The following is a 20314-nucleotide window of genomic DNA, read 5'->3' on the forward strand; positions in this document are numbered from 1 at the left end:
CTCAGGACACTAGGCGGGAGAGGATTAACGAGGTAATCTGAGTCGCCGTAGCCAGCGCGTTGCGGCCATCCACCCCCGTTACCAGCGGTGTGCTGTTTTCTTTAATCGCAGTGACAAACGATTTGATCTCTTCGAGCAGGGCATCGCTTTTTTCAAAAGTGGATTCCTCACAAACCACATTGGGAATACCGGGAAACATTTCTTCCTGACCTTTACGGAACAGAGCAAACTGCTTGGCATGGTAATCAACAGAAATGTAGCAATCAGGCTGAAAAATACGCGTTTTACGCTCAGTTTTAAAACTGATACGGCTTGCTGTGACATTGGCGACACAGTGATTTGCGAACGTGATTCGGACATTGGCAATATCAATGGCCGATGAAAGCACGGGTGCACCATGGGCATCAATGTGAACAATTGAACTTTTAACAATGGATTGAATCAAATCGATATCATGGATCATCAGATCCAGAATCACATTCACATCCGCGCCTCGCGGATTAAACGGGGCTAAGCGTTGCGATTCAATGAACAGGGGTTTAACCAGGTATTTTTGCAAGGCAATGTGCGCGGAGTTAAAGCGCTCCAGATGGCCGACCTGCAGCTTCACCTGATGCTGTTCAGCCAGGGCGATGAGCTCATCGGCCTGTTCGATGGTTTCGGTGATGGGTTTTTCAATGAGGACATGGATACCGCGGCTCAAGCATTGTTTGGCAATCTCAAAATGTTGCGTGGTGGTGGCCGCGATACTGACGGCATCCACCTGACCCAAAAGATCGGCAAAATCATAATAGGCAGGTACACCTAACTCCTGGGCAACGGCATCGGAAGCGGTTTGATTCACATCACAGACACCCACCAATTCCACATCGGGCAGCATTTTGTATTTTTGAGCATGGAATCGACCCAGGTAGCCAACCCCAATCACGGCACATCGTAAAACACTCATGATCGATAGCATAGAAAAATTTGTGCGCATGATCGCATTTCCTGGGTGATAAATCAATTTTAAATGGTTATTATTGCCAGTCTTTCTACCCAGGGATACGTAAATGGAAAATTATAGTGCGGGTGTCGATGAGGTTGGACGAGGACCCCTGGCTGGTCCTGTCGTAACCGCTGCGGTGATTTTGAAACGGCCGCTGGAGGGATTGACTGATTCAAAAAAATTGACGCCTAAAAAAAGAAAAACATTGGCAGAACAAATCAAGGAAGCAGCGGTTTGCTTTGCCTACGGGAGAGCCGAAGTCAGTGAAATTGACGAACTTAATATCCATTGGGCAACGTTGCTGGCCATGAAGCGGGCAGTGGAAGGGTTGGCTATTAAGCCGGCCAGAGTAGTGGTGGATGGCCTGCACAAACCCAAAATTGACATTCCCTGTGAAGCCATTGTCCAGGGGGATTTGTTGATTGCGGAAATCAGCGCGGCATCGATTCTGGCAAAAGTCTCACGTGATGAGGAAATGGAACAACTGGACAGCCTCTACCCGGGGTATGGCTTTGCTGTCCACAAAGGGTACTCCACGGAGATGCATCGCCGTTTATTGCTTGAATTGGGCCCCTCGCCCATTCACCGCAAATCCTTCGCACCCGTGACGCAATTATTAGCTGAACAGGCGTCAGGATAAGGCAGTGAACAGGATACGGTGCGAACTGATGGACATCAAAATACCGAAGCTGGCCAGAAAAGTCACCATGGCCGTTCCGCCATAGCTGACCAGAGGCAAGGGAATGCCTACCACGGGCAGTATACCGGTGACCATACCAATGTTGACGAAGGCCGATAAAAAGAACGTCATGGCCAGACTGGCGGCCAATAGCCGGGTAAAGCTGGTCTGGGCCTGACGGGCAATGTACAGGCCGCGCAAAGACACTAGAATAAACAACAGGATTAACAGCATGCTCCCGACAAAACCAAACTCTTCACCGCTCACGGCAAAAATAAAATCGGTGGCATGCTCCGGTAAAAAATTGAGGTGCGACTGACTCCCGGCCAACCATCCCTTGCCAAACGCACCGCCCGAACCAATGGCGATTTTCGATTGAATGATATGATAACCTGAGCCAAGCGGATCCTGCTCGGGATTTAACAGGGTGTAAATACGCTGGCGTTGGTAATCATGCATCACATGCCACAGCAGGGGAGCTGATAATCCGGCTAAAACCAGGAGTACCAGCAGGATACGGAAGCTGATGCCGGCCATAAAGATAACGCTCAAACCCGCGAAGACGACCATAATGGCAGTCCCCAAGTCGGGTTGTTTGGCAATTAACAGCGCGGGAACAAAAATAATAACCGCGGCAATCACCAGGTTTTTAGTGTCGATGGGGATGGGCTTGCGGTCAAAAAACCAGGCAGCCATCATCGGCACCGCCAGTTTCATGATTTCAGAGGGTTGAAAGCGAAAGACGCCCAAATCCAGCCACCGTTGCGCGCCTTTGCCGATTTTACCAATCACCATAACCGCCAGCAGCAGGGCCAGACCCACTCCGTAAATCCAGGGTGTCCAGATTTTATATTTATGGGGAGGAACCATGGCAAAAACCATCATAATCCCGATGGCAAAGGAGAGGCGCATCAGCTGCCTTAACACCATCCCCAGGTTCTGATTGGAGGCGCTGTAAAGAATCAGCATGCCAAAGGCGATGACCCCCAACAGTAAACCCAGCAAGGGCAAATCAACATGGATGGCCTTACTGGTAAAGCGATAGACGGGGCGGGCTTGTCGTTGATTCATGATGGGGATTCGCTCTTCTTCATCTCAAAATAGGCATCCAGGACTTTACGTGCCACGTTGGAGGCCAAAACGTCATTTTCAACCATGACTGCAATGGCCACTTCGGGGTTTTCAACCGGCGCAAAGGCAATGAACAGGGAGTGATCGCGTAGATGCTCAGGAATGACCTGGTTACGGCGTTTTTCATATTGCCGGCCGCCAAAAACCTGTGCGGTTCCTGTTTTGGCGGCGACGGAATAGGGGGGATTGCGGCCAAACCGGTATCCGGTGCCTTCATTACTGGTGGTCACCGCATGCATGGCATCAATGATAATTTCCCAGTTGGCTTCCTCGTTGAGTTTTACCGTCTTCTCTTTGATGGTTTGGTAGGGGTGCTCTTCGCCTTTGTCGCTTTGTACGGATTTTAACAGTAAATGAGGCCTGTAACGTTGACCATGCTGACTCATGGTGGCAACCGCGTTGGCCAGTTGCAACGGAGAGGCCAGCATGAATCCCTGCCCGATGGCGGTAATCAGCGTGTCGCCTGGATACCAGGAAATGCCTTTCGTTCGTCTTTTCCAGGGTGCGCTTGGCAGAATACCCGGCGCCTCTTCATGCAGGTCGACCTGGGTCATCTGGCCAAAACCAAACTGGCTCAGCATTTTTTCAATTTCAGCAATCCCCAGTTTATGGCCGAGTTGATAAAAGTAAGTGTCACAGGAGACCGTAATTGCCCGCTTTAAGTTAATCACCCCATGTCCGCCTTTTTTCCAGTCCCGGTAGGCATGGCTTACCCCGGGAAGACGGAACCAGCCTGGATCATACACACTGAAACCGGTATCAATAACGCCCTTTTCAAGCCCTGCCAGTCCGACATAGGGTTTGACGGTGGAGGCCGGGGGGTATAATCCCCTTACCGCGCGATTGTACAGCGGTCGGTCGTGGGTGTCGGAGAGCTTCTGGTAATCGGCGGATTTAATGCCGTTCACAAACACATTCGGATCAAAACTCGGTGAACTCACCATGGTTAGGATATCCCCGTGACGCGCGCTCATGACCACCACGGCGCCGCGCTTATCCTTCATGGCTTCATAAGCGACCTTTTGCAGGCGGATATCCACCGTCAGGTAAAGTTTCTCACCGGAAACCGGGTTTTGTTTGTTTAATACGCGAACGGTGCGGCCGCTGACATCGGTTTCAACCTGCTGGTAGCCCACCTGGCCATGCAGGATGTTTTCGTAGTATTTTTCAATGCCGGATTTGCCGATAAAGTTGGTGGCGCGATAATTCGTACTGTCGACCTGTTTAAGTTCCTGAACATTGATACGGCCAACATAGCCGAGAAGGTGCGCTGTTACCTCGCCTAGAGGATAATAGCGCATTAAACGCGCTTTGATGCTGACGCCGGTGAACTGGTATTGATGGATGGCGAAGGTGGCCACTTCTTCCTGGGTTAATTTTAATTTAATGGGAATAGGGACAAACGAGCGGTTCTGTCTGCGGGTACGCTTGAAATTAACGACATCTTCGTCGCTTATCGAAGGCAGCAGTTGCCTTAATCGCGCGATGGTACTGTCCATATCGCTTACCCGCTCCGGGATGATTTCAAGCACATAAACGGGAATATTTTCGGCAAGGACGACGCCATTTTTATCCAGAATAATCCCTCGCGGCGGGGCGATGGGAATGATGCTCATCTGATTTTTTAAAGACAGGGTTTCATAACGTTTGAATTCGGCGATCTGCAGATAAGCCAGGCGTATTAACAGAACGGCCGACAACAGGACAACCAAAACCGTGAGTATATTCAAACGAATGCGATGGATTCGGATTTCCTGGCGATCATTTTTTACAGGATTATTCAGGCGCATCGTTCGCAACTACTCGGATTAATGGGGTAACAGCACTGCCATACATGGTAACGGAAAACTTCATTTGTGGTAAGGGTGATTGTTATTTATTGCAAAGGCACGATACATGGTTTCAAGCAATAAAATCCGTACCAGCGGATGCGGCAGCGTTAACCGCGATAAAGACCAGCGCTCCTGACTGAGGGCCAGGGTTGCAGGCGACAAGCCTTCGGGACCGCCAATGATAAAGCAGACATGACTGTGGTTTTGCTGAAGCAGGTTCAGTTTAACTGCCAGTCTCTCGCTGTCAAAACTGTCGCCTTCAATAGCCAGGGCGATAACCCGCGCGCCAGGAGGTATGGCGCCATGGATTAACTGCGCCTCTTTATCCATGATGCGGGCCAAATCACTGGACTTGGTCCGTTTGGTCAGAGGAATCTCGACAAGGGATAAACTGACAAACTCCTGAAGCCGTTTGCTGTATTCCTTCGTCGCTTCATTAACCCAGGAAGGCATTTTGCTGCCGCAGGCAATGACGGTCATTTTCAGCATAGGGAAGCCTTAAGCAGTGCTATCCTGCCACAGCCCTTCGAGGTTGTAGAATGCGCGGCTGTCAGGCTGCATGACGTGTAAGATGAAATCGCCAAAATCAACCAGGGCCCACTCACCGGCGTCTATGCCGTGCGAGCCGATGGCTGAGAGACCGTCGACCTTCATTTTTTCCATCACCGTCTCGGCAATCGCCTTGACATGGCGGGATGAGCGGCCGCTGCAAACCACCATGTAATCCGTGATGGCCGTTTGCTGCCTCACATCAAGGACATTAATATCAATGGCCTGCATTTCGTCAAGAATATGCAGGAGTTTTTCAAGTTCTGCAGGTTGATTGGCCATAGTCATGAACACTTGTTTCCAAAAGGCGTTGGATAATATCAGTAAAATCAAAAAGTCTCAAAGAGATTGACGACGATCGACTATTTTTCATGATTATTCCTGGATAACAAATGCTTTATCAGCAGATTAATCATAAAACAAACCAGCGTAGCCGCTGTCAGAATAAGTAACAGGTGAGTAAAACTGGCTGCATAATGGGTTTTCAATTCAACCATCGAGCGAATGCCGGGATTAATCGCCGTCAAAATGGCCAGTTTACCGGAGAGGTAACCGCCGATGCCCAGTGAGACAAAAAAGATGCCCATCATGGTACTAACCTTGCGTCGGCTGGCCAAGACCGTGATGGCGGACAGCCCGACTGGGGAAAGCAGCAATTCAGCAATCGATATCATCAGATAAGCCGGGATAAAATAAAGCGGCGAAAGCAAAGCCTGCGAGGTGCTTTCCCGGCTCACAAAAGCAATTAAGCCATAAGCCAGCCACATGAACAGCATGGCCAGGAGAAATTTGTTGCCGGTGCGCTTACCGCTTTGCACGCTGCTCAATTGCGGTTTGCTTCGTGCAAGAAAATAGCCGAAAACCAGCATGCCGATGCTTTGAATACTGACATAATAGGGCGGAGGGAATTGAATCCCAAGAAACGTCGGCTCCACAACCCGGGCAATGAACAGCGTCAGGGACATGAACATCTGAAAATAAAAGGCCCAGAACATCACCGAGACAATGCATAACAGACCAATCACCAGCGTTTGTCGCCCCTGTTGCGGAGATTCCCGTTTAACCGTGGTCAAAAGATAAGCCAGCGACAGAACCACAACACCTAAAAAGGCAATGTCAGCAAACCCGGGATAGCATAAAATGCAGAACGAGAGCAGCCACAGTAAAAGCATCATGCCCAGGGCATTCATTATTTTTGCAGGATGGTATTCAAAAGGGTGATAATCCTCAATGCGATACCGCTTGATGCCAAAGGCAAACACAGCAAAAGCGATGATCATGCCAAAGGCGGCGCTGGAAAAGGTAACAGACCAGCCAAAATTGGCGTTTAGATAGCTGGGCAGGGTGGTGCCGAGGATAATCCCGGTGGTGATGCCCATATAAAACACGGTAAAGCCGCTTTCCCGTTTGGGTGAGTCAACCGGGTATTCATTGCCGAGCAGGGAAGAAATATTCGGCTTCAACAAACCGGTACCCACCGCAATACCCGCCAGGGCAATCAGCATCGCTGATTGGGACTGGATGAGGGTTAACAGCGTGTAGCTAAAAAAAAGAAAGACAGCGCCGGACAGCACGGTGTTTTTTTGCCCCAACAAATGATCCGCAATCCAGCCGCCAATGACCGGGGATAAATAGGTCAGGGCTGTAAAGGAGCCGACTAAGGCGTAGATGTGTTTATCGTGCCATTGGTAATGGCTGGCTAAATAAAGGGCTAACAGTGACTGAACAACATAAAATCCATAACGTTCCCACATTTCAGTCGCAAAAAAAACACGCAGGGAGGGAGGGTGTTTGACATTCGTATCCACGATGACCTTATTTTAGACAAAGATACTTAAATACTACCATAGTAAAAAAATAAATTGCAGCGTTATGGCAGGAATAATTCACGGCGGCCCGGCAGTAGTGTAGACTAGCAATGGTAAATGCAAGTGACTGTTTTTTAGTCGTTCTTTGGATGGAATTAATTATGACTATGACACGCAAGGCCTGCCCCGTCAAAGCGCCTCGGGGAAATGTGCTTCATTCCCGCAACTGGCTTACTGAAGCCGCACTCAGAATGCTGATGAATAATCTGGATCCGGACGTGGCTGAAAATCCTGATGAATTAATTGTTTATGGTGGTTTGGGCCGTGCCGCCAGAAATTGGTCCTGTTTCGACAAGATGGTCGAGGTCTTAAAAGCGCTGGGCGAGGACGAGACCCTGCTGGTGCAATCGGGTAAACCGGTGGGGGTGTTTAAAACCCACGCTGATGCCCCCCGTGTCCTTATGGCCAATTCCAACTTAGTCCCCAAATGGGCCACCTGGGAGCATTTTAACGAGCTCGATAAAAAGGGCTTGATGATGTATGGGCAAATGACAGCCGGCAGCTGGATTTACATCGGCTCGCAAGGCATCGTTCAGGGTACCTATGAAACCTTCGTTGCGGCGGCCAGGCAACATTACCACGGGGATTTAAACGGCCGCTGGATTTTAACGGCAGGATTAGGCGGCATGGGCGGCGCACAACCGCTGGCGGCCACCATGGCCGGAGCCAGTGTACTGGCTGTTGAATGTGATGTTTCACGGCTTAAAAAGCGGCTTTCTACCCGCTACCTCGATAAATACACCGACCAGCTGGACGAAGCTTTGCAATGGATTGAGGCGTCCTGCCGGGATAAAACCCCTTTGTCAGTCGGTTTATTAGGCAATGCTGCTGACATTTATCCTGAACTGCTCAAGCGGGGCCTTAAACCGGCGATGGTCACTGATCAAACAAGTGCCCATGATCCCCTGAATGGTTACCTACCGCAGGGATGGACGCTGGAACAGGCGACGGAAATGAGAAAGACAGCGCCTGCGAAGGTCATTGCTGCGGCTAAAAAATCCATGGCAGTGCAGGTGAATGCCATGCTGGGCTTCAGACAGCAGGGCATCCCGGTCTTTGATTACGGCAACAACATCCGGCAAATGGCGTTTGAAGAAGGGGTCGAGGAGGCCTTTGCCATTCCAGGCTTTGTGCCGGCTTACATCCGGCCGCTGTTTTGCGAAGGAATAGGCCCATTCCGCTGGGTGGCTTTGTCGGGTGAAGCGAAAGACATTCATGCCACGGATAAGAAAGTCAAGGAATTAATACCAGACAACCCCCATCTCCATCGTTGGCTTGACATGGCTCATGAAAAAATAGCCTTTCAGGGATTGCCGGCGAGAATCTGCTGGGTGGGATTAAAGGATCGTGCGCGTCTCGCCCTTGCCTTCAATGACATGGTCAGGCGTGGGGAGGTGAGTGCCCCCATTGTTATTGGCCGTGACCACCTGGATTCTGGCTCTGTCGCGAGTCCAAACCGCGAAACCGAAGGCATGCTGGATGGCAGTGATGCCATTTCAGACTGGCCCCTGCTTAATGCACTGCTCAATTGCGCCAGTGGCGCGACCTGGGTCAGCATTCATCATGGCGGCGGTGTCGGCATGGGTTTTTCCCAGCATGCGGGCGTGGTTATCGTCGCCGACGGCACTGAAGCAGCGGCACTTCGTCTGCAACGCGTGTTGTTCAATGATCCGGCGACAGGCGTCATGCGTCATGCGGATGCAGGTTACGATCTAGCCCGTCGTTGCGCGAAAGCCAACCAGTTATGGCTACCGATGATGGATGAGGAGAGCGTTGCCCATGGCTGATTTTTTTATTTTGAAACCGCGGCAGATGACTCTGACGGATTACCATGATCTGATTGAAAGCGGCCGTCCCTGTAAGCTGGATGATTCCGCCCTGCCGGGCATCCAGGCTTCACAGGATACTGTCCGGGATATCGTCGATAAAGGCGATACTGTCTACGGCATTAACACCGGTTTCGGTTCTTTGGCTAATCAGACCATCAGTCAGCCGCATCTTAAGCAGTTGCAGCGCAATATTGTCTTATCCCATGCCTGCGGCACTGGCGAATTGCTGGACGATGAAGTGGTGGCATTAATGCTCCTGCTTAAAATCAACAGCCTTGCTCAGGGGTATTCCGGTGTCAGGCTTGAGCTGATTGAGGCCCTGATTCGCCTCTACAATCATGGGGTTTATCCCTGCATTCCAGCCAAAGGGTCGGTGGGGGCTTCCGGCGATCTGGCCCCGCTTGCCCATCTGGCCCTGCCGTTGCTGGGTGAAGGAGAGGTAAGGCATCAGGGGCGAATCGTGAGCGCAAGGGAAGGACTTCAAATTGCCGGCCTTGAGGTCATGGAACTCGCGCCCAAGGAAGGCCTTGCGCTGCTGAACGGCCTTCAGGCGTCTACGGCCATAGCAATGCAGGCTCTGAAAGTGGCTGAACGGTTATTCGCTGTGGCGGTTCTTACCGGCAGCCTGTCGGTCGATGCGGCCTGCGGCAGCGATGTGCCGTTTGATGAACGCATCCATGTCGCCCGTGGTCATGAGGTACAACGTGAAGTTGCCATGCACTACCAGGCGCTGCTGAAGGGCAGTGCCATTCGCGAGTCGCATCGTGACTGCAAGCGGGTTCAGGATCCTTATTCTCTGCGTTGCCAACCGCAGATTATGGGCGCTGTTCTCCACCAGATACGATTTGTTGCCGACACCCTCCTGGTGGAAGCCAATGCCGTTTCAGATAATCCCCTGGTGTTTTCCCGAGAGGGAGACATACTCTCGGGTGGTAATTTCCATGGCGAAATGATTGCCATGGCCGCCGATAATCTTGCGCTGGCGATAGCGGAAACCGGGGCTAACTCCGAGCGGCGGATTGCCCTGTTAATTGATTCTCATTTCAGTGGTCTGCCGGCCTTTCTGGTGAAAGAAAGCGGCCTTAATTCAGGCTTCATGATCGCCCACGTGACCGCTGCCGCCTGCGCCAGTGACAACAAAGCGCTGGCGCATCCTCATTCAGTGGACAGCCTGCCGACATCGGCCAATCAGGAAGATCATGTGTCCATGGCCACGAACGCAGCACGGCGTCTGCAGATGATGAATGACAATACCGCAACAATCCTGGCCATTGAGTTGTTGGCAGCCTGTCAGGGATTGGAGTTTCATAAACCGCTCACCACGTCGCCGCCGTTGCAAACAGTGTATGAAAAAGTAAGGGCCTATGTACCGGCTTACGAACAGGATCGCTATTTTGCTCCGGATATTGCCATCATCAAGGAAAAAATGCTAAGCGGCGAAATCGGCTCGGATTTAACGCAAAAGGACTGGCTGCAGGGATGAACATGGTCTTGAATAACCTCTTTATGGAATTAATGCATGAGCATCGAAAGGATCCCTATCCTTCCGTATCCGAACGGCGCGACATGCTTAAACAACTTAAAACCATGCTGAAGACGCAGGGAACAGCCTTGGCCGCTGCCATCAATTCCGATTATTCTCACCGCTCGCAAACCGAGTCGCTTTTTCTGGAAATTGCCCCGTCGATTAAAGCCATTGATTATTGCCTGTCGCATTTAAAGGCATGGACTAAAGCACGAAAAAAACGGGTCTCCTGGCATTTCTGGCCAGCGAGTGCCTATGTGCTGCCTCAACCGCTGGGGGTCGTGGGGATTATTGTACCCTGGAATTATCCGGTGTACTTATCCATTGTTCCCTTAGCCTATGCCTTGGCAGCCGGCAATCGGGTCATGGTGAAAATGTCGGAATTAAGCAGTGAATTAAGCCAAACCTTACAAAAACTCCTCTCATCGCTACCGACTGTTAAAAAATTTGTCAAAATTATTGACGGCGATGTCGAGGTTGGCCAGGCCTTTTCCAGCCTGCCTTTCGGGCATTTGCTGTTTACCGGATCAACCCAGGTCGGTAAAGCGGTGATGGCGGCAGCCAGCCAGAACCTCACCCCCGTGACCCTGGAGTTGGGCGGAAAATCACCTGCCATTCTTTCGCAGGGGATGGATCCCGCTTATTTGCCGCGCTTGTTCATGGGAAAATTGTATAATGCCGGCCAAACCTGCATTGCGCCGGATTACCTGCTGGTGCCTTCGCGGCTTGAGCAGGCGGTTGAGACGGGGTTTGCTGAGTTTTTAAACCAGCACTACCCTGACTTAATGACCAATGACAATTACACAGGCATCATCTCGCCTTCCCATAAACAAAGGCTACACGATCTACTGGAGGATGCACGGCAAAAGGGCGCCCGGGTAGTCCAATACGGGGAAGAATCGCACCCTTCTCCAAAAATGCCGGTGTATTTGATTTTCAATGTCAATACGGCCATGAAAGTCATGAATGAGGAGATTTTTGGTCCCATTTTACCCATTATGACCTACGAAAAAATGGCCGATGCCATTTATTTCATCAATTCTTTACCCAATCCGCTTGCCCTTTATTATTTTGGCGACAACAAAGACGAACTGAACCGTTTAGCGTATGGTACCCTGTCAGGTGCACTCACTGTCAATGACACGCTGATGCACGTTGCCATCGATGATCTACCCTTTGGCGGCGTTGGCCAGAGCGGGTTTGGCCAGTATCACGGCCAGGAAGGCTTTGATCGCTTTTCACAATTAAAACCGGTTTTTAAAAAGAAAAAAATAGCCACAGCGGCCTGGCTTTATCCGCCCTATGGCAGACTGGTACACTGGTATCTTCGCTACGTAGCCGGAATCAATTTAGGGAGAAATAATGAATAAGGTCCTTTTTATCAGCGGTGCCAGTCGGGGTATCGGCCGTGCAATCGCTCTGCGCTTTGCACGTGAAAAAGCATGCATTGCCATTGCTGCCAAAACCGATACTCCCCACCCGAAACTGGAAGGCACCATTCACAGTGTCGCTGAGGAAGTGGAAAAACTGGGGGGGCAGGCCTTGCCGCTGATGGTGGATGTTCGTGATGAGGAGCAGATTGAGGGGGCCATCCAAGAAACCATTGCCCGGTTTGGGAAGCTTGACGTGCTCATCAATAACGCCAGCGCAATAAGCCTGACCGACACCTTGTCAACGCCAATGAAGCGTTATGATCTGATGCAGGGCGTCAATACCCGGGCGACGTTTGCCTGTTCAAAAGCGGCTATTCCCTACCTTAAGCAGTCAGACAACCCGCACATCCTCACGCTGTCGCCACCGCTGAGTCTGGACAAAAAATGGTATGCACCGCACCTCGCTTACACCTTGAGCAAGATGGGTATGAGCCTCTGCACACTGGGACTTGCAGAAGAATTTAAAAGCGCAGGCATCGCAGTGAATTCCCTGTGGCCTAAAACTACCATTGCAACCGCCGCCATTGAAGTGAATTTCCCGGAAGCCATCTTCAAAGCCAGCCGTAAACCGGAAATCGTTGCTGATGCGGCCTACTGGATTCTCAATCAACCCGCGCGTGAAACCACTGGCCATTTTTTTATTGATGAAGACGTCTTGCGTAAGGCTGGTATTCAGGATTTTTCCGTGTATGCTATTGACCCCAATCAAAAGCCTTACCCTGATTTATTTTTATGACGGTTGAAATATTTACTGATGGCGCCTGCAAAGGCAACCCAGGCCCTGGTGGATGGGGTGCTTTGTTGCGTTACAATGGCCAGGAAAAAGCACTTTACGGCGGCGAGGCGCATACCACCAATAACCGCATGGAGTTAACCGCTGCCATTCGAGCCTTAAGCGCTTTAACGCGCCCCTGTGTGGTTGATTTATACACTGATTCGCAGTACATGCGTCAGGGGATGATGGAGTGGCTACACGGCTGGAAAAAGAAAGGGTGGCTCAATGCAAAGAAAGAACCGGTTAAAAATGCCGATCTGTGGCAGGAGCTTGACAGGCTCAGCAAAATGCATACTATCCGTTGGCATTGGGTACGCGGCCATTCGGGGCACCCTGAAAATGAGCGCGCTGATGAACTGGCCAACCTGGCAATCATTGAAATGTTAAAGGGCTGATATGCGGCAAATTGTTTTGGACACTGAAACCACGGGCATAGGCCCTGAGTCGGGGCATCGCATTATTGAAATCGGTTGTGTGGAGTTGATAGACCGAAAATTAACCGGTCGCCATTTCCATGCCTACCTCAATCCCAACCGGGAGGTGGATGAGGGTGCGTTTCGCGTCCATGGGATCAGTACGGAGTTTCTTAAAGACAAGCCGCCTTTTGAAGCCATTGTCGATGAGTTCATTCAATTCATTGCCGGTACCGAACTGATTATTCACAATGCGCCGTTTGATGTGGGTTTCATTGAAGCGGAGCTAAACTGGGTTAAATGGCCCAAGCGGTTACCGGATTATTGCACGGTCTGTGATACGCTGGTTTTGGCACGAGAAAAACACCCTGGCCAGCGCAACAGCTTAGACGCCCTCTGCAAACGCTATGAAATCGACAATTCCAACCGTACCCTCCACGGCGCCTTACTTGATGCCGAAATCTTGGCTCACGTCTACCTGGCCATGACTGGCGGCCAGACTCAATTATTTGAAGAGGACAATCTTGCAGCTGTTCATGTGACTACCCAACAACAGCAGCAGGGCTTTCCTCTCCTGTCAAGCCACTCTCCCCTTATCGCGGTGAATGAACAGGAATGGCAGCGCCATCAGGAATTTGTTGATTTTTTAGTCAAAAAGTCGGGCGTGAACCTTTGGCAGGAGGAGGAGTGAGCCGATTGGAAGGGGGCTGGATGCTTAGCATCTGTTCAATGCCGTCTGCGCGGGCAAAACAAGTACGCGGCCCCAAGTAAATAACCGGTGCTCTGCGATTCTCCCGTGCTTTGATAAAAAGAGGCCCTGGCATTCACTTAGCGGTTCACTGAGTGCCTCAAATCAAGTCTTACCACAGTAGGCGGGAATCCGCCAAATTGAGCGAAAGCAAAAACACCTTGTCCTTTTTTTGTTCTATAGTTATTTGTAGGATTATTGAGCAAAGAAGACGATCATGGAAGCAAAAAAACGCATTCGCCTTGCCCCCGCTGCAGTTGTTTTATTTTGCCTGACACCCCTTGCACAAGCGCAAACTCAGATTCCTACCCTTGAGAATAGCAAGCCTCTCCTGGTTTTAGCTTCCAATCAGTTTGTATTTAATCCAAAATCATTGTCCTGGGTGGCCATTAATCACAATGGCAAGGTGGTGCGCAGCGGTAAGGCCTCGGGAGGCAGTCGTTATTGTAAAGACGTTCGTCGCGCCTGCCGTACCCCAACGGGCACTTACCGTATTATTTCCAAAGGCAGCGCCAATTGCCGCTCCAGCCGTTATCCTCTGGGTAAAGGCGGTGCAGCGATGCCTTATTGCATGTTTTTCAGTAAATATTACGCCATTCATGGCTCTTACGATGTACCTAATTACAATGCCAGCCATGGGTGTATTCGCGTCAAGCCGCACGATGCCAAATGGCTGCATCAGAATTTTATTAAAATCGGCACGAAAGTCATTGTCAAACCCTATTAATAAAACGTTAATCTGAGTGGTTTAAAATTAAACAATTATAGCATTTAGCGTAGTTTTATATGAATTCCTATCAAATGACGGTTAACAGTAAAACCTTAAAAAACAGTGGAGCCCATTTTGCTGCCGGAGAAAGGGCTGGCGCCATTTTAACCCTTCCCAATAAACAAACCAAACTCGATTTTCTGGAGGAATTTAATTACGCTGTAAAGACAGGCTTTATCGAGGATAAGACCCCCAATAAGCTGTTTGGACAACACACCCTCTATCTGTCGTTAGAGTTTGCCTCCATGCTCATGGGAGATCCGCACGCCGATTTTAGTCAACTGGATGAACTGAATAAGGTCAGTGTCAAAGTGAATCCGGTGATTAAATTTTTCGATTCCATCAAGAGAGAGGGGGATGTGGCGAACTCAAAAGGGAGCATGTTGAGTGAAGCACAGGTTACAGCGCTGCTGAAACTCTAATGCTTTAAGCCCCGGTAACCAGGGCTTAAAGGTGAAGGGAACTACTCATCATCCATGCTAAAGGACGAACCACAGCCGCAGGTGGTCTTCGCATTGGGATTACGAATGACAAATTGCTCGCCCTGAATGCCCTGTACATAATCAATTTCCGCGTCGTTTAGAAACTGATGGCTCATGGAGTCAATCAGGAGCTTCACCGTGGATTGACCGTCGGAGCAGGTCTGCACGACCACCGTATCATCATCCTGTATTGTCTCATCAAAGGTAAAACCGTACTGAAACCCTGAACAACCGCCTCCGGTAATGTAAACCCGTAAATTCAGATTAGGATTGTCCTCTTCAGCAATCAGGGCCGCGACTTTGTCGGCCGCGCTGACTGAAAAATATACATTGGTTGTTGATGAGGGGATTGCATTAATCGCTGCCATGAAATACTCCAGAAGAAAAGGGGGCTCGCTACACCATGTATTAATTGTACCTTATTTAGCGAATAATTTGCTCTATTGTCGCACCGCCGAGACACTGATTTTTATCGTAGAACACAATGTATTGACCCGGCGTCACCGCCCGTTGCCATTCTGAGAACATCACGTAATGCTGGCCATTGCTTTCAGGTGAAATGACACAGGCCTGTTCCGGCTGACGATAACGGGTTTTAGCAAAGCAGGTTAACGGCAAAGAAACCTGATCCTGCGGTACCAGCCAATGAACAGGGCTGCAAACCAAGCCCTGCGAGTACAGCAGGGGATGATCGCCCTGGGCAACAATCAATGCATTGGCTTGAATGTCTTTGTCTACGACATACCAGGGTTCATCGCCGCCTGTTTTACGACCGCCGATACCCAATCCCTGACGCTGACCGAGAGTATAGTACATCAATCCCTCATGACGTCCCACGGTCTCGCCCTGTGGTGTCTGCATGTCCCCCGGTTTCGCGAGAATGAATTCTTTTAAAAAGTCCCGAAACCGCTTTTCACCAATGAAACAAATACCGGTCGAATCTTTTTTGGCCTGAGTCACCAGTCCCAGCTGGCGTGCAAAATCCCTGATTTCTGTTTTAAGAAAATCCCCTACTGGAAACAGGGTTTTGGACAGGGCCGAGGGTTCTACAGCATGGAGAAAATAGGTTTGATCCTTGTCGCGATCCTTGGCTTTGTACAAGGCCCCCGGGTTATTTTCGGAACGCACCCTGGCATAATGGCCCGTTGCAATGTAATCCGCGCCGAGAGAAAGGGCATGATTTAAAAAAGCCTTAAATTTAATTTCCTTGTTACATAACACGTCGGGATTGGGTGTGCGGCCCAGTTCATATTCGCGCAGGAAATGGGCGAACACACGATCCCAGTATTCTTCAGCAAAATTGACGCTGTGAAGGGGAATTTGCAGCTGATTACAGACCGCCTGAGCATCTGCCAGATCCGCTGCAGCGGCGCAGTAGCCCTCTGTATCATCCTGTTCCCAGTTTTTCATGAACAGGCCTTCGACGTCATACCCTTGTTCTTTCAGAAGCCAGGCAGCCACGGAAGAGTCAACGCCGCCGGACATACCGACAATAACTTTTGCTTTCATTGAGCAACGAATGTTTAAAAAAGATTCTATTTTACGCCATAATAACAAAAGATTAAATCGCAATTTACAAAAGTCTCCGTTATTATTCCGTTATTTGAGTTAAATCCATGCAAATCAATCTGAGAAAAGCGGTCAATCAGGGGCCGCAACACTTTTCCCTGACCTTAAGCGAACGGTTGCCACATCACATTGAGCCGCCAGTCCACCTTGAATGCGGCTATGAGGTTGAAAGAAAAGACAATTATTATTTAGTGAATTTGAACGTCAGCGGTGATTTGACGATTACCTGCCAGCGCTGCCTCAAACCGTTTGCCCATTCGTATGCCAATCATCTTGAGCTTGCCGTATGCAGTTCGGAGGAGGAGGCAGAAAAATGGTTAACCACCTATGAAACCATTGTCTCATTGGACAATCAGGTTGATTTAGAGGGGTTGATTACTGATGAGTTGCACCTTTACAGCCCGCAATCCCATGACGACCCCAGCGAGTGCGATCCGGAAATTGCTGCCTATATTCATGCCGAAAGGCAATAAACGTGATAAAATCTCTTATTAAGACTTGGATTAACGAGAAAAAATCGGTAATATTCCGTCCCAAATGAATTAATACAAATTGCCTAGGAGTAATACAATGGCTGTTCAACAAAATAAAAAATCGCGTTCCAGACGCGATATGCGCCGCTCTCACGATGCGCTGACTGCACCCACCCTGTCAGTGGATTCCACCAGCGGTGAGAAGCACCTGCGTCATCATATCACGCCTGACGGTTATTACCGCGGCAAGAAAGTGCTGGATACCGATAACGTTTACGAACAAGAGTAAGCTTCCTTGAAGAACATCACCATTGCTGTTGATGCGATGGGTGGGGATCATGGTCTGAATGTCGTGATTCCTGCTTGTGTTCGTGCCACCCGGCGCAATCCTGGCTTAAAGTTGTTGTTAGTCGGCGATCAAGCTCAGGTTAATTCGCATCTTAAAAAGCATTCTGTCGCAAACACCAATCAATTCTCGGTCATTCATGCATCGGAGGTTGTTGGGATGGATGAATTGCCTTCGCATGCCATGCGCAACAAGAAGGATTCCTCCATGCGGGTTGCGATTAATCTGGTTAAGGACGGGCAGGCACAGGCCTGTGTCAGTGCCGGAAATACCGGTGCCTTAATGGCCACGGCACGCTTTGTGCTGAAAACCCTGCCAGGCATTGATCGGCCCGCCATTATCGCCGAATTACCGACCCTGAAAGGGAAAACCCGTGTCATTGACCTTGGCGCCAATGTGGATTCCTGTGCAGAGCACCTCTTTCAGTTTGCCGTCATGGGTTCTGCTCTTATTCGGGCTTTGGATAAAAAACCCAAGCCCAGCATTGCCTTGCTCAACATTGGTGTTGAAGAAATCAAGGGCAATGATCAGGTCAAACGGACAGCGCACATGCTGGCTGAATGCACGCTGATGAATTACGTGGGCTATGTGGAAGGGGATCATTTCTATTCAGGCAGTGTGGATCTCGTTGTTTGTGACGGATTTGTCGGCAACGTGGCGCTTAAAGCGAGCGAAGGCTTGGCTAAATTAATGCTTTCCGTACTCAAAGAATCATTCACCCGCAGCCCATGGGCTAAATTGGCGGGTATAATCGCAAAACCTGCGCTGAACCATTTAAAAGTCCGCATGGACCCTGCACGATACAATGGAGCCAGTTTGCTCGGCTTAAACGGCATTGTGGTCAAGAGCCATGGCGGCGCAAGTGAGTTGGCCTTTCAATATGCGATTGAAGAAGCCATGTTACAGGTTCAAAGTAACGTTGTTGATTTGGTTAGAGATCAAATCACCGATTTCATCAACCAGGGTTTGTTGCTATGAAAAATGCCATTATTAAAGGCACAGGAAGTTATCTGCCAGTGCGTTCGCTCACCAATAAAGAGCTGGAGTCGCAATTGGATACCACCCATGAGTGGATTTTTTCGCGAACCGGTATCAGTAGCCGTCATGTTGCTTCTGAACACGAAACCACGGCTTACATGGCGTCTGAAGCAGCAAAAAAAGCGTTAAACGCATCGGCGCTGCAGGCTGATGACATTGACTTAATCATTGTAGCGAGCTGCACGCCCAACCAGTTTTTTCCCAGTATGGCCTGCCATGTGCAAAAAGCAATCGCCTCGACCCGCAGTATCCCGGCCTTTGATATCTCAGCGGCATGCAGCGGTTTTGTTTACGCGATGGACATGGCCAGGCAGTACATTCAGACAGGCGCAGCAAAACACGTGCTCGTCGTAGGCAGTGAAAGCATGTCCCGGGCCGTTAATTGGCAGGATCGGGCAACCTGTGTGCTATTTGGCGACGGCGCAGGCGCGGCGGTTTTGAGCGCCAGTGACGAACCCGGCATTTTAGCCAGCCGCCTGCACTCCCTGTACGATGGCGAGGGATACCTCACCTACGATAACGCCACGGGCAGCGATCAGGCCTCGTTTATCGGCATGCGCGGCAATGAAGTATTTAAGCTCGCCGTCAATATCATGGGTAACATTGTGGATGAAATTCTGGATTGCAGCGGCCTGCAAAAATCAGACATCAATTGGTTAATCCCTCATCAAGCCAATATCCGCATTATTCAAGGTATCGCTAAAAAACTGAATTTATCCATGGAGCAAGTCATTGTAACCATTGAAAATCAAGGCAATACCTCGGCCGCATCCATCCCTCTCGCCCTCGATTATTCAATACAGAATAATAAAATTTCCCGCGGGGATTTATTATTACTGGAATCGTTCGGTGGTGGAATGACCTGGGGCGCCATGGTTATTCGTTATTAGTCTGTTGGAGTACCTTTTACATGTTTAATATTGCCTATGTATTTCCTGGCCAGGGCTCTCAATCCATTGGCATGTTATCCGAGCTCGCCGATCACCACAGCCAGATTATTGATGTGTTCAGTGAGGTGTCCGATAAACTGGGATATGATCTGTGGGCGCTTGTACAACAAGGCCCTGATTCGCAATTGAATCAAACCGAATACACGCAAGCGGCCATGTTGACAGCCGATGTGGCTGTTTTCCAGGTCTTAAAAAAAGTCGGCTTCCCCAAGGCCCATCTCATGGCAGGTCACAGCCTGGGTGAATACGCCGCCTTAACGGCAGCCAACGCCATTTCACTCCCTGACGCAGCCCGGCTGGTCAGTCGCCGTGGTCAAATCATGCAGCAATCCATCCCGATGGGGCAGGGCGCAATGGCCGCCATAGTCGGTTTGAGTGATGAGCAGGTCAGCCAGCTATGCCTGCAGGCCAGTGATACGCAGGAGAAAGTGACCCCGGCCAATTACAATGCCATAGGCCAGGTGGTTATTGCCGGCCATACGCAAGCCGTTCATCGCGCTGTCACACTGGCTGAAGAGATGGATGCGCGACTGGCGAAAATCATCCCGGTTAGTGTGCCTTGCCATTGCCCCTTGTTGGCTGACGCGGCTGAACAATTTGCTGAATGTCTGGCTGAAACAACCTTTCGTATTCCCGATACTGCCGTCATCAGTAACGTTGATCTGAGCATCTACCAGTCGCCAGAGCAGATGAGAGCATTGTTGAAAGAACAGTTGTACAGTCCGGTTCGATGGGTTGAAACCATTCAGTTGATGAAAAGCAAACAAACCCATCTGGTGATTGAGTGCGGCCCCGGCAAGGTATTGAGCGGGTTAGTCAAACGCATTGACAAAACACTGGCGGCCAGCAGTATTTATGATCAGATTTCGCTCGAGCAAGCCCTTGGCAGTCTGACAACGAACGAACATTGCCAATAG

Annotated in this window: 22 protein-coding genes; 14 read left to right on the forward strand and 8 right to left on the reverse strand. The window is 50.1% G+C overall.

All coding sequences use genetic code 11. The annotated features are described in order from the left end of the window. Window position 1: 1 nt before the first annotated feature. Window positions 2-949, reverse strand: coding sequence for a Gfo/Idh/MocA family protein (locus tag DYE45_RS07600; protein ID WP_115301074.1), 948 nt, complete (start codon window positions 947-949; stop codon window positions 2-4). A gap of 103 nt (window positions 950-1052) precedes the next feature. On the opposite strand from DYE45_RS07600, the gene rnhB reads away from it, so the two are divergent. After that, window positions 1053-1628, forward strand: coding sequence for a ribonuclease HII (gene rnhB / locus DYE45_RS07605; protein WP_108291520.1), 576 nt, complete (start codon window positions 1053-1055; stop codon window positions 1626-1628). Here the strand turns inward: rnhB and rodA are convergent. The 5 genes from rodA to DYE45_RS07630 all read right to left on the reverse strand — a co-directional run bounded on the left by rodA (window position 1620) and on the right by DYE45_RS07630 (window position 6987). Continuing rightward, a complete protein-coding gene (gene rodA / locus DYE45_RS07610) occupies window positions 1620-2738 on the reverse strand; it encodes a rod shape-determining protein RodA (RefSeq protein WP_108291518.1) in 1119 nt (372 codons plus the stop codon). The two genes, rnhB and rodA, sit on opposite strands and share 9 nt — an antisense overlap. Further along, entirely contained in the window at window positions 2735-4588 is a 1854-nt protein-coding gene (gene mrdA / locus DYE45_RS07615) for a penicillin-binding protein 2 (RefSeq protein ID WP_108291516.1), read from the reverse strand. Before mrdA ends, rodA begins: the two co-directional genes overlap by 4 nt. 60 nt (window positions 4589-4648) lie before the next feature. Further along, entirely contained in the window at window positions 4649-5119 is a 471-nt protein-coding gene (gene rlmH, locus DYE45_RS07620) for a 23S rRNA (pseudouridine(1915)-N(3))-methyltransferase RlmH (protein WP_108291514.1), read from the reverse strand. A gap of 9 nt (window positions 5120-5128) precedes the next feature. After that, window positions 5129-5461, reverse strand: coding sequence for a ribosome silencing factor (rsfS, locus tag DYE45_RS07625; RefSeq protein ID WP_207393853.1), 333 nt, complete (start codon window positions 5459-5461; stop codon window positions 5129-5131). A gap of 80 nt (window positions 5462-5541) precedes the next feature. Then, a complete protein-coding gene (locus tag DYE45_RS07630; RefSeq protein WP_115300708.1) occupies window positions 5542-6987 on the reverse strand; it encodes a peptide MFS transporter in 1446 nt (481 codons plus the stop codon). 167 nt (window positions 6988-7154) lie between these two features. Between DYE45_RS07630 and hutU the strand changes: the two genes are divergently transcribed. From hutU to DYE45_RS07670, 8 genes are all read left to right on the forward strand, one after another. After that, on the forward strand, window positions 7155-8834 hold the full coding sequence (gene hutU / locus DYE45_RS07635) for a urocanate hydratase (protein ID WP_370447885.1): 1680 nt from the start codon (window positions 7155-7157) through the stop codon (window positions 8832-8834). After that, window positions 8827-10359 carry a histidine ammonia-lyase gene (hutH, locus tag DYE45_RS07640; RefSeq protein ID WP_108291509.1) on the forward strand — a complete coding sequence of 511 codons (1533 nt, stop codon included), beginning with the start codon at window positions 8827-8829 and terminating at the stop codon, window positions 10357-10359. The genes hutU and hutH overlap by 8 nt, the downstream gene beginning before the upstream one ends. 2 nt (window positions 10360-10361) lie before the next feature. Continuing rightward, window positions 10362-11771: a coniferyl aldehyde dehydrogenase gene (locus DYE45_RS07645; RefSeq protein WP_108291993.1), complete on the forward strand. Its 1410-nt coding sequence runs from the start codon at window positions 10362-10364 to the stop codon at window positions 11769-11771. After that, the gene (locus DYE45_RS07650) at window positions 11764-12570 is read left to right on the forward strand and encodes an SDR family oxidoreductase (RefSeq protein ID WP_108291507.1); all 807 of its coding nucleotides are present in this window, start codon (window positions 11764-11766) and stop codon (window positions 12568-12570) included. The genes DYE45_RS07645 and DYE45_RS07650 overlap by 8 nt, the downstream gene beginning before the upstream one ends. Further along, entirely contained in the window at window positions 12567-13004 is a 438-nt protein-coding gene (rnhA, locus tag DYE45_RS07655) for a ribonuclease HI (protein ID WP_108291505.1), read from the forward strand. Before DYE45_RS07650 ends, rnhA begins: the two co-directional genes overlap by 4 nt. Window position 13005: 1 nt before the next feature. Beyond that, on the forward strand, window positions 13006-13713 hold the full coding sequence (dnaQ, locus tag DYE45_RS07660; RefSeq protein WP_108291503.1) for a DNA polymerase III subunit epsilon: 708 nt from the start codon (window positions 13006-13008) through the stop codon (window positions 13711-13713). 274 nt (window positions 13714-13987) lie between these two features. Next, entirely contained in the window at window positions 13988-14497 is a 510-nt protein-coding gene (locus DYE45_RS07665; protein ID WP_108291501.1) for a L,D-transpeptidase, read from the forward strand. A gap of 59 nt (window positions 14498-14556) precedes the next feature. After that, a complete protein-coding gene (locus tag DYE45_RS07670; protein ID WP_133138150.1) occupies window positions 14557-14961 on the forward strand; it encodes a hypothetical protein in 405 nt (134 codons plus the stop codon). Window positions 14962-15002: 41 nt separating this feature from the next. Here DYE45_RS07670 and erpA read toward each other — a convergent pair whose 3' ends face one another. Beyond that, a complete protein-coding gene (erpA, locus tag DYE45_RS07675) occupies window positions 15003-15389 on the reverse strand; it encodes an iron-sulfur cluster insertion protein ErpA (protein ID WP_108291497.1) in 387 nt (128 codons plus the stop codon). 55 nt (window positions 15390-15444) lie between these two features. Then, entirely contained in the window at window positions 15445-16530 is a 1086-nt protein-coding gene (gene mnmA, locus DYE45_RS07680) for a tRNA 2-thiouridine(34) synthase MnmA (protein WP_108291495.1), read from the reverse strand. 107 nt (window positions 16531-16637) lie between these two features. Between mnmA and DYE45_RS07685 the strand changes: the two genes are divergently transcribed. The 5 genes from DYE45_RS07685 (at window position 16638) to fabD (ending at window position 20314) form a co-directional block, all read left to right on the forward strand. Beyond that, on the forward strand, window positions 16638-17063 hold the full coding sequence (locus DYE45_RS07685; protein ID WP_108291493.1) for a YceD family protein: 426 nt from the start codon (window positions 16638-16640) through the stop codon (window positions 17061-17063). A gap of 97 nt (window positions 17064-17160) precedes the next feature. Further along, window positions 17161-17352 (forward strand): 50S ribosomal protein L32, encoded by a 192-nt coding sequence (rpmF, locus tag DYE45_RS07690; RefSeq protein WP_058530592.1) that lies wholly within the window; start codon window positions 17161-17163, stop codon window positions 17350-17352. 6 nt (window positions 17353-17358) lie between these two features. Next, window positions 17359-18387, forward strand: coding sequence for a phosphate acyltransferase PlsX (plsX, locus tag DYE45_RS07695; protein ID WP_108291491.1), 1029 nt, complete (start codon window positions 17359-17361; stop codon window positions 18385-18387). Next, entirely contained in the window at window positions 18384-19337 is a 954-nt protein-coding gene (locus DYE45_RS07700) for a beta-ketoacyl-ACP synthase III (RefSeq protein ID WP_115300709.1), read from the forward strand. The genes plsX and DYE45_RS07700 overlap by 4 nt, the downstream gene beginning before the upstream one ends. 20 nt (window positions 19338-19357) lie before the next feature. After that, on the forward strand, window positions 19358-20314 hold the full coding sequence (fabD, locus tag DYE45_RS07705) for an ACP S-malonyltransferase (protein ID WP_108291487.1): 957 nt from the start codon (window positions 19358-19360) through the stop codon (window positions 20312-20314).

It is taken from the genome of Legionella taurinensis (assembly GCF_900452865.1).
Classification (GTDB): domain Bacteria; phylum Pseudomonadota; class Gammaproteobacteria; order Legionellales; family Legionellaceae; genus Legionella_C; species Legionella_C taurinensis.

Excerpts from the sequence above, each read along its gene's own strand:
- DYE45_RS07685 (WP_108291493.1), top strand. The coding sequence starts at position 16,638 with ATGCAAATCAATCTGAGAAAAGCGGTCAATCAGGGGCCGCAACACTTT.
- DYE45_RS07645 (WP_108291993.1), top strand. The coding sequence starts at position 10,362 with ATGGTCTTGAATAACCTCTTTATGGAATTAATGCATGAGCATCGAAAG.
- DYE45_RS07665 (WP_108291501.1), top strand. The coding sequence starts at position 13,988 with ATGGAAGCAAAAAAACGCATTCGCCTTGCCCCCGCTGCAGTTGTTTTA.
- rnhA (WP_108291505.1), top strand. The coding sequence starts at position 12,567 with ATGACGGTTGAAATATTTACTGATGGCGCCTGCAAAGGCAACCCAGGC.
- hutH (WP_108291509.1), top strand. The coding sequence starts at position 8,827 with ATGGCTGATTTTTTTATTTTGAAACCGCGGCAGATGACTCTGACGGAT.
- rodA (WP_108291518.1), bottom strand. The coding sequence starts at position 2,738 with ATGAATCAACGACAAGCCCGCCCCGTCTATCGCTTTACCAGTAAGGCC.
- fabD (WP_108291487.1), top strand. The coding sequence starts at position 19,358 with ATGTTTAATATTGCCTATGTATTTCCTGGCCAGGGCTCTCAATCCATT.
- hutU (WP_370447885.1), top strand. The coding sequence starts at position 7,155 with ATGACACGCAAGGCCTGCCCCGTCAAAGCGCCTCGGGGAAATGTGCTT.
- rpmF (WP_058530592.1), top strand. The coding sequence starts at position 17,161 with ATGGCTGTTCAACAAAATAAAAAATCGCGTTCCAGACGCGATATGCGC.
- rlmH (WP_108291514.1), bottom strand. The coding sequence starts at position 5,119 with ATGCTGAAAATGACCGTCATTGCCTGCGGCAGCAAAATGCCTTCCTGG.
- DYE45_RS07650 (WP_108291507.1), top strand. The coding sequence starts at position 11,764 with ATGAATAAGGTCCTTTTTATCAGCGGTGCCAGTCGGGGTATCGGCCGT.
- mrdA (WP_108291516.1), bottom strand. The coding sequence starts at position 4,588 with ATGCGCCTGAATAATCCTGTAAAAAATGATCGCCAGGAAATCCGAATC.
- DYE45_RS07700 (WP_115300709.1), top strand. The coding sequence starts at position 18,384 with ATGAAAAATGCCATTATTAAAGGCACAGGAAGTTATCTGCCAGTGCGT.
- erpA (WP_108291497.1), bottom strand. The coding sequence starts at position 15,389 with ATGGCAGCGATTAATGCAATCCCCTCATCAACAACCAATGTATATTTT.
- DYE45_RS07670 (WP_133138150.1), top strand. The coding sequence starts at position 14,557 with ATGAATTCCTATCAAATGACGGTTAACAGTAAAACCTTAAAAAACAGT.
- DYE45_RS07600 (WP_115301074.1), bottom strand. The coding sequence starts at position 949 with ATGAGTGTTTTACGATGTGCCGTGATTGGGGTTGGCTACCTGGGTCGA.
- mnmA (WP_108291495.1), bottom strand. The coding sequence starts at position 16,530 with ATGAAAGCAAAAGTTATTGTCGGTATGTCCGGCGGCGTTGACTCTTCC.
- rnhB (WP_108291520.1), top strand. The coding sequence starts at position 1,053 with ATGGAAAATTATAGTGCGGGTGTCGATGAGGTTGGACGAGGACCCCTG.
- dnaQ (WP_108291503.1), top strand. The coding sequence starts at position 13,006 with ATGCGGCAAATTGTTTTGGACACTGAAACCACGGGCATAGGCCCTGAG.
- rsfS (WP_207393853.1), bottom strand. The coding sequence starts at position 5,461 with ATGGCCAATCAACCTGCAGAACTTGAAAAACTCCTGCATATTCTTGAC.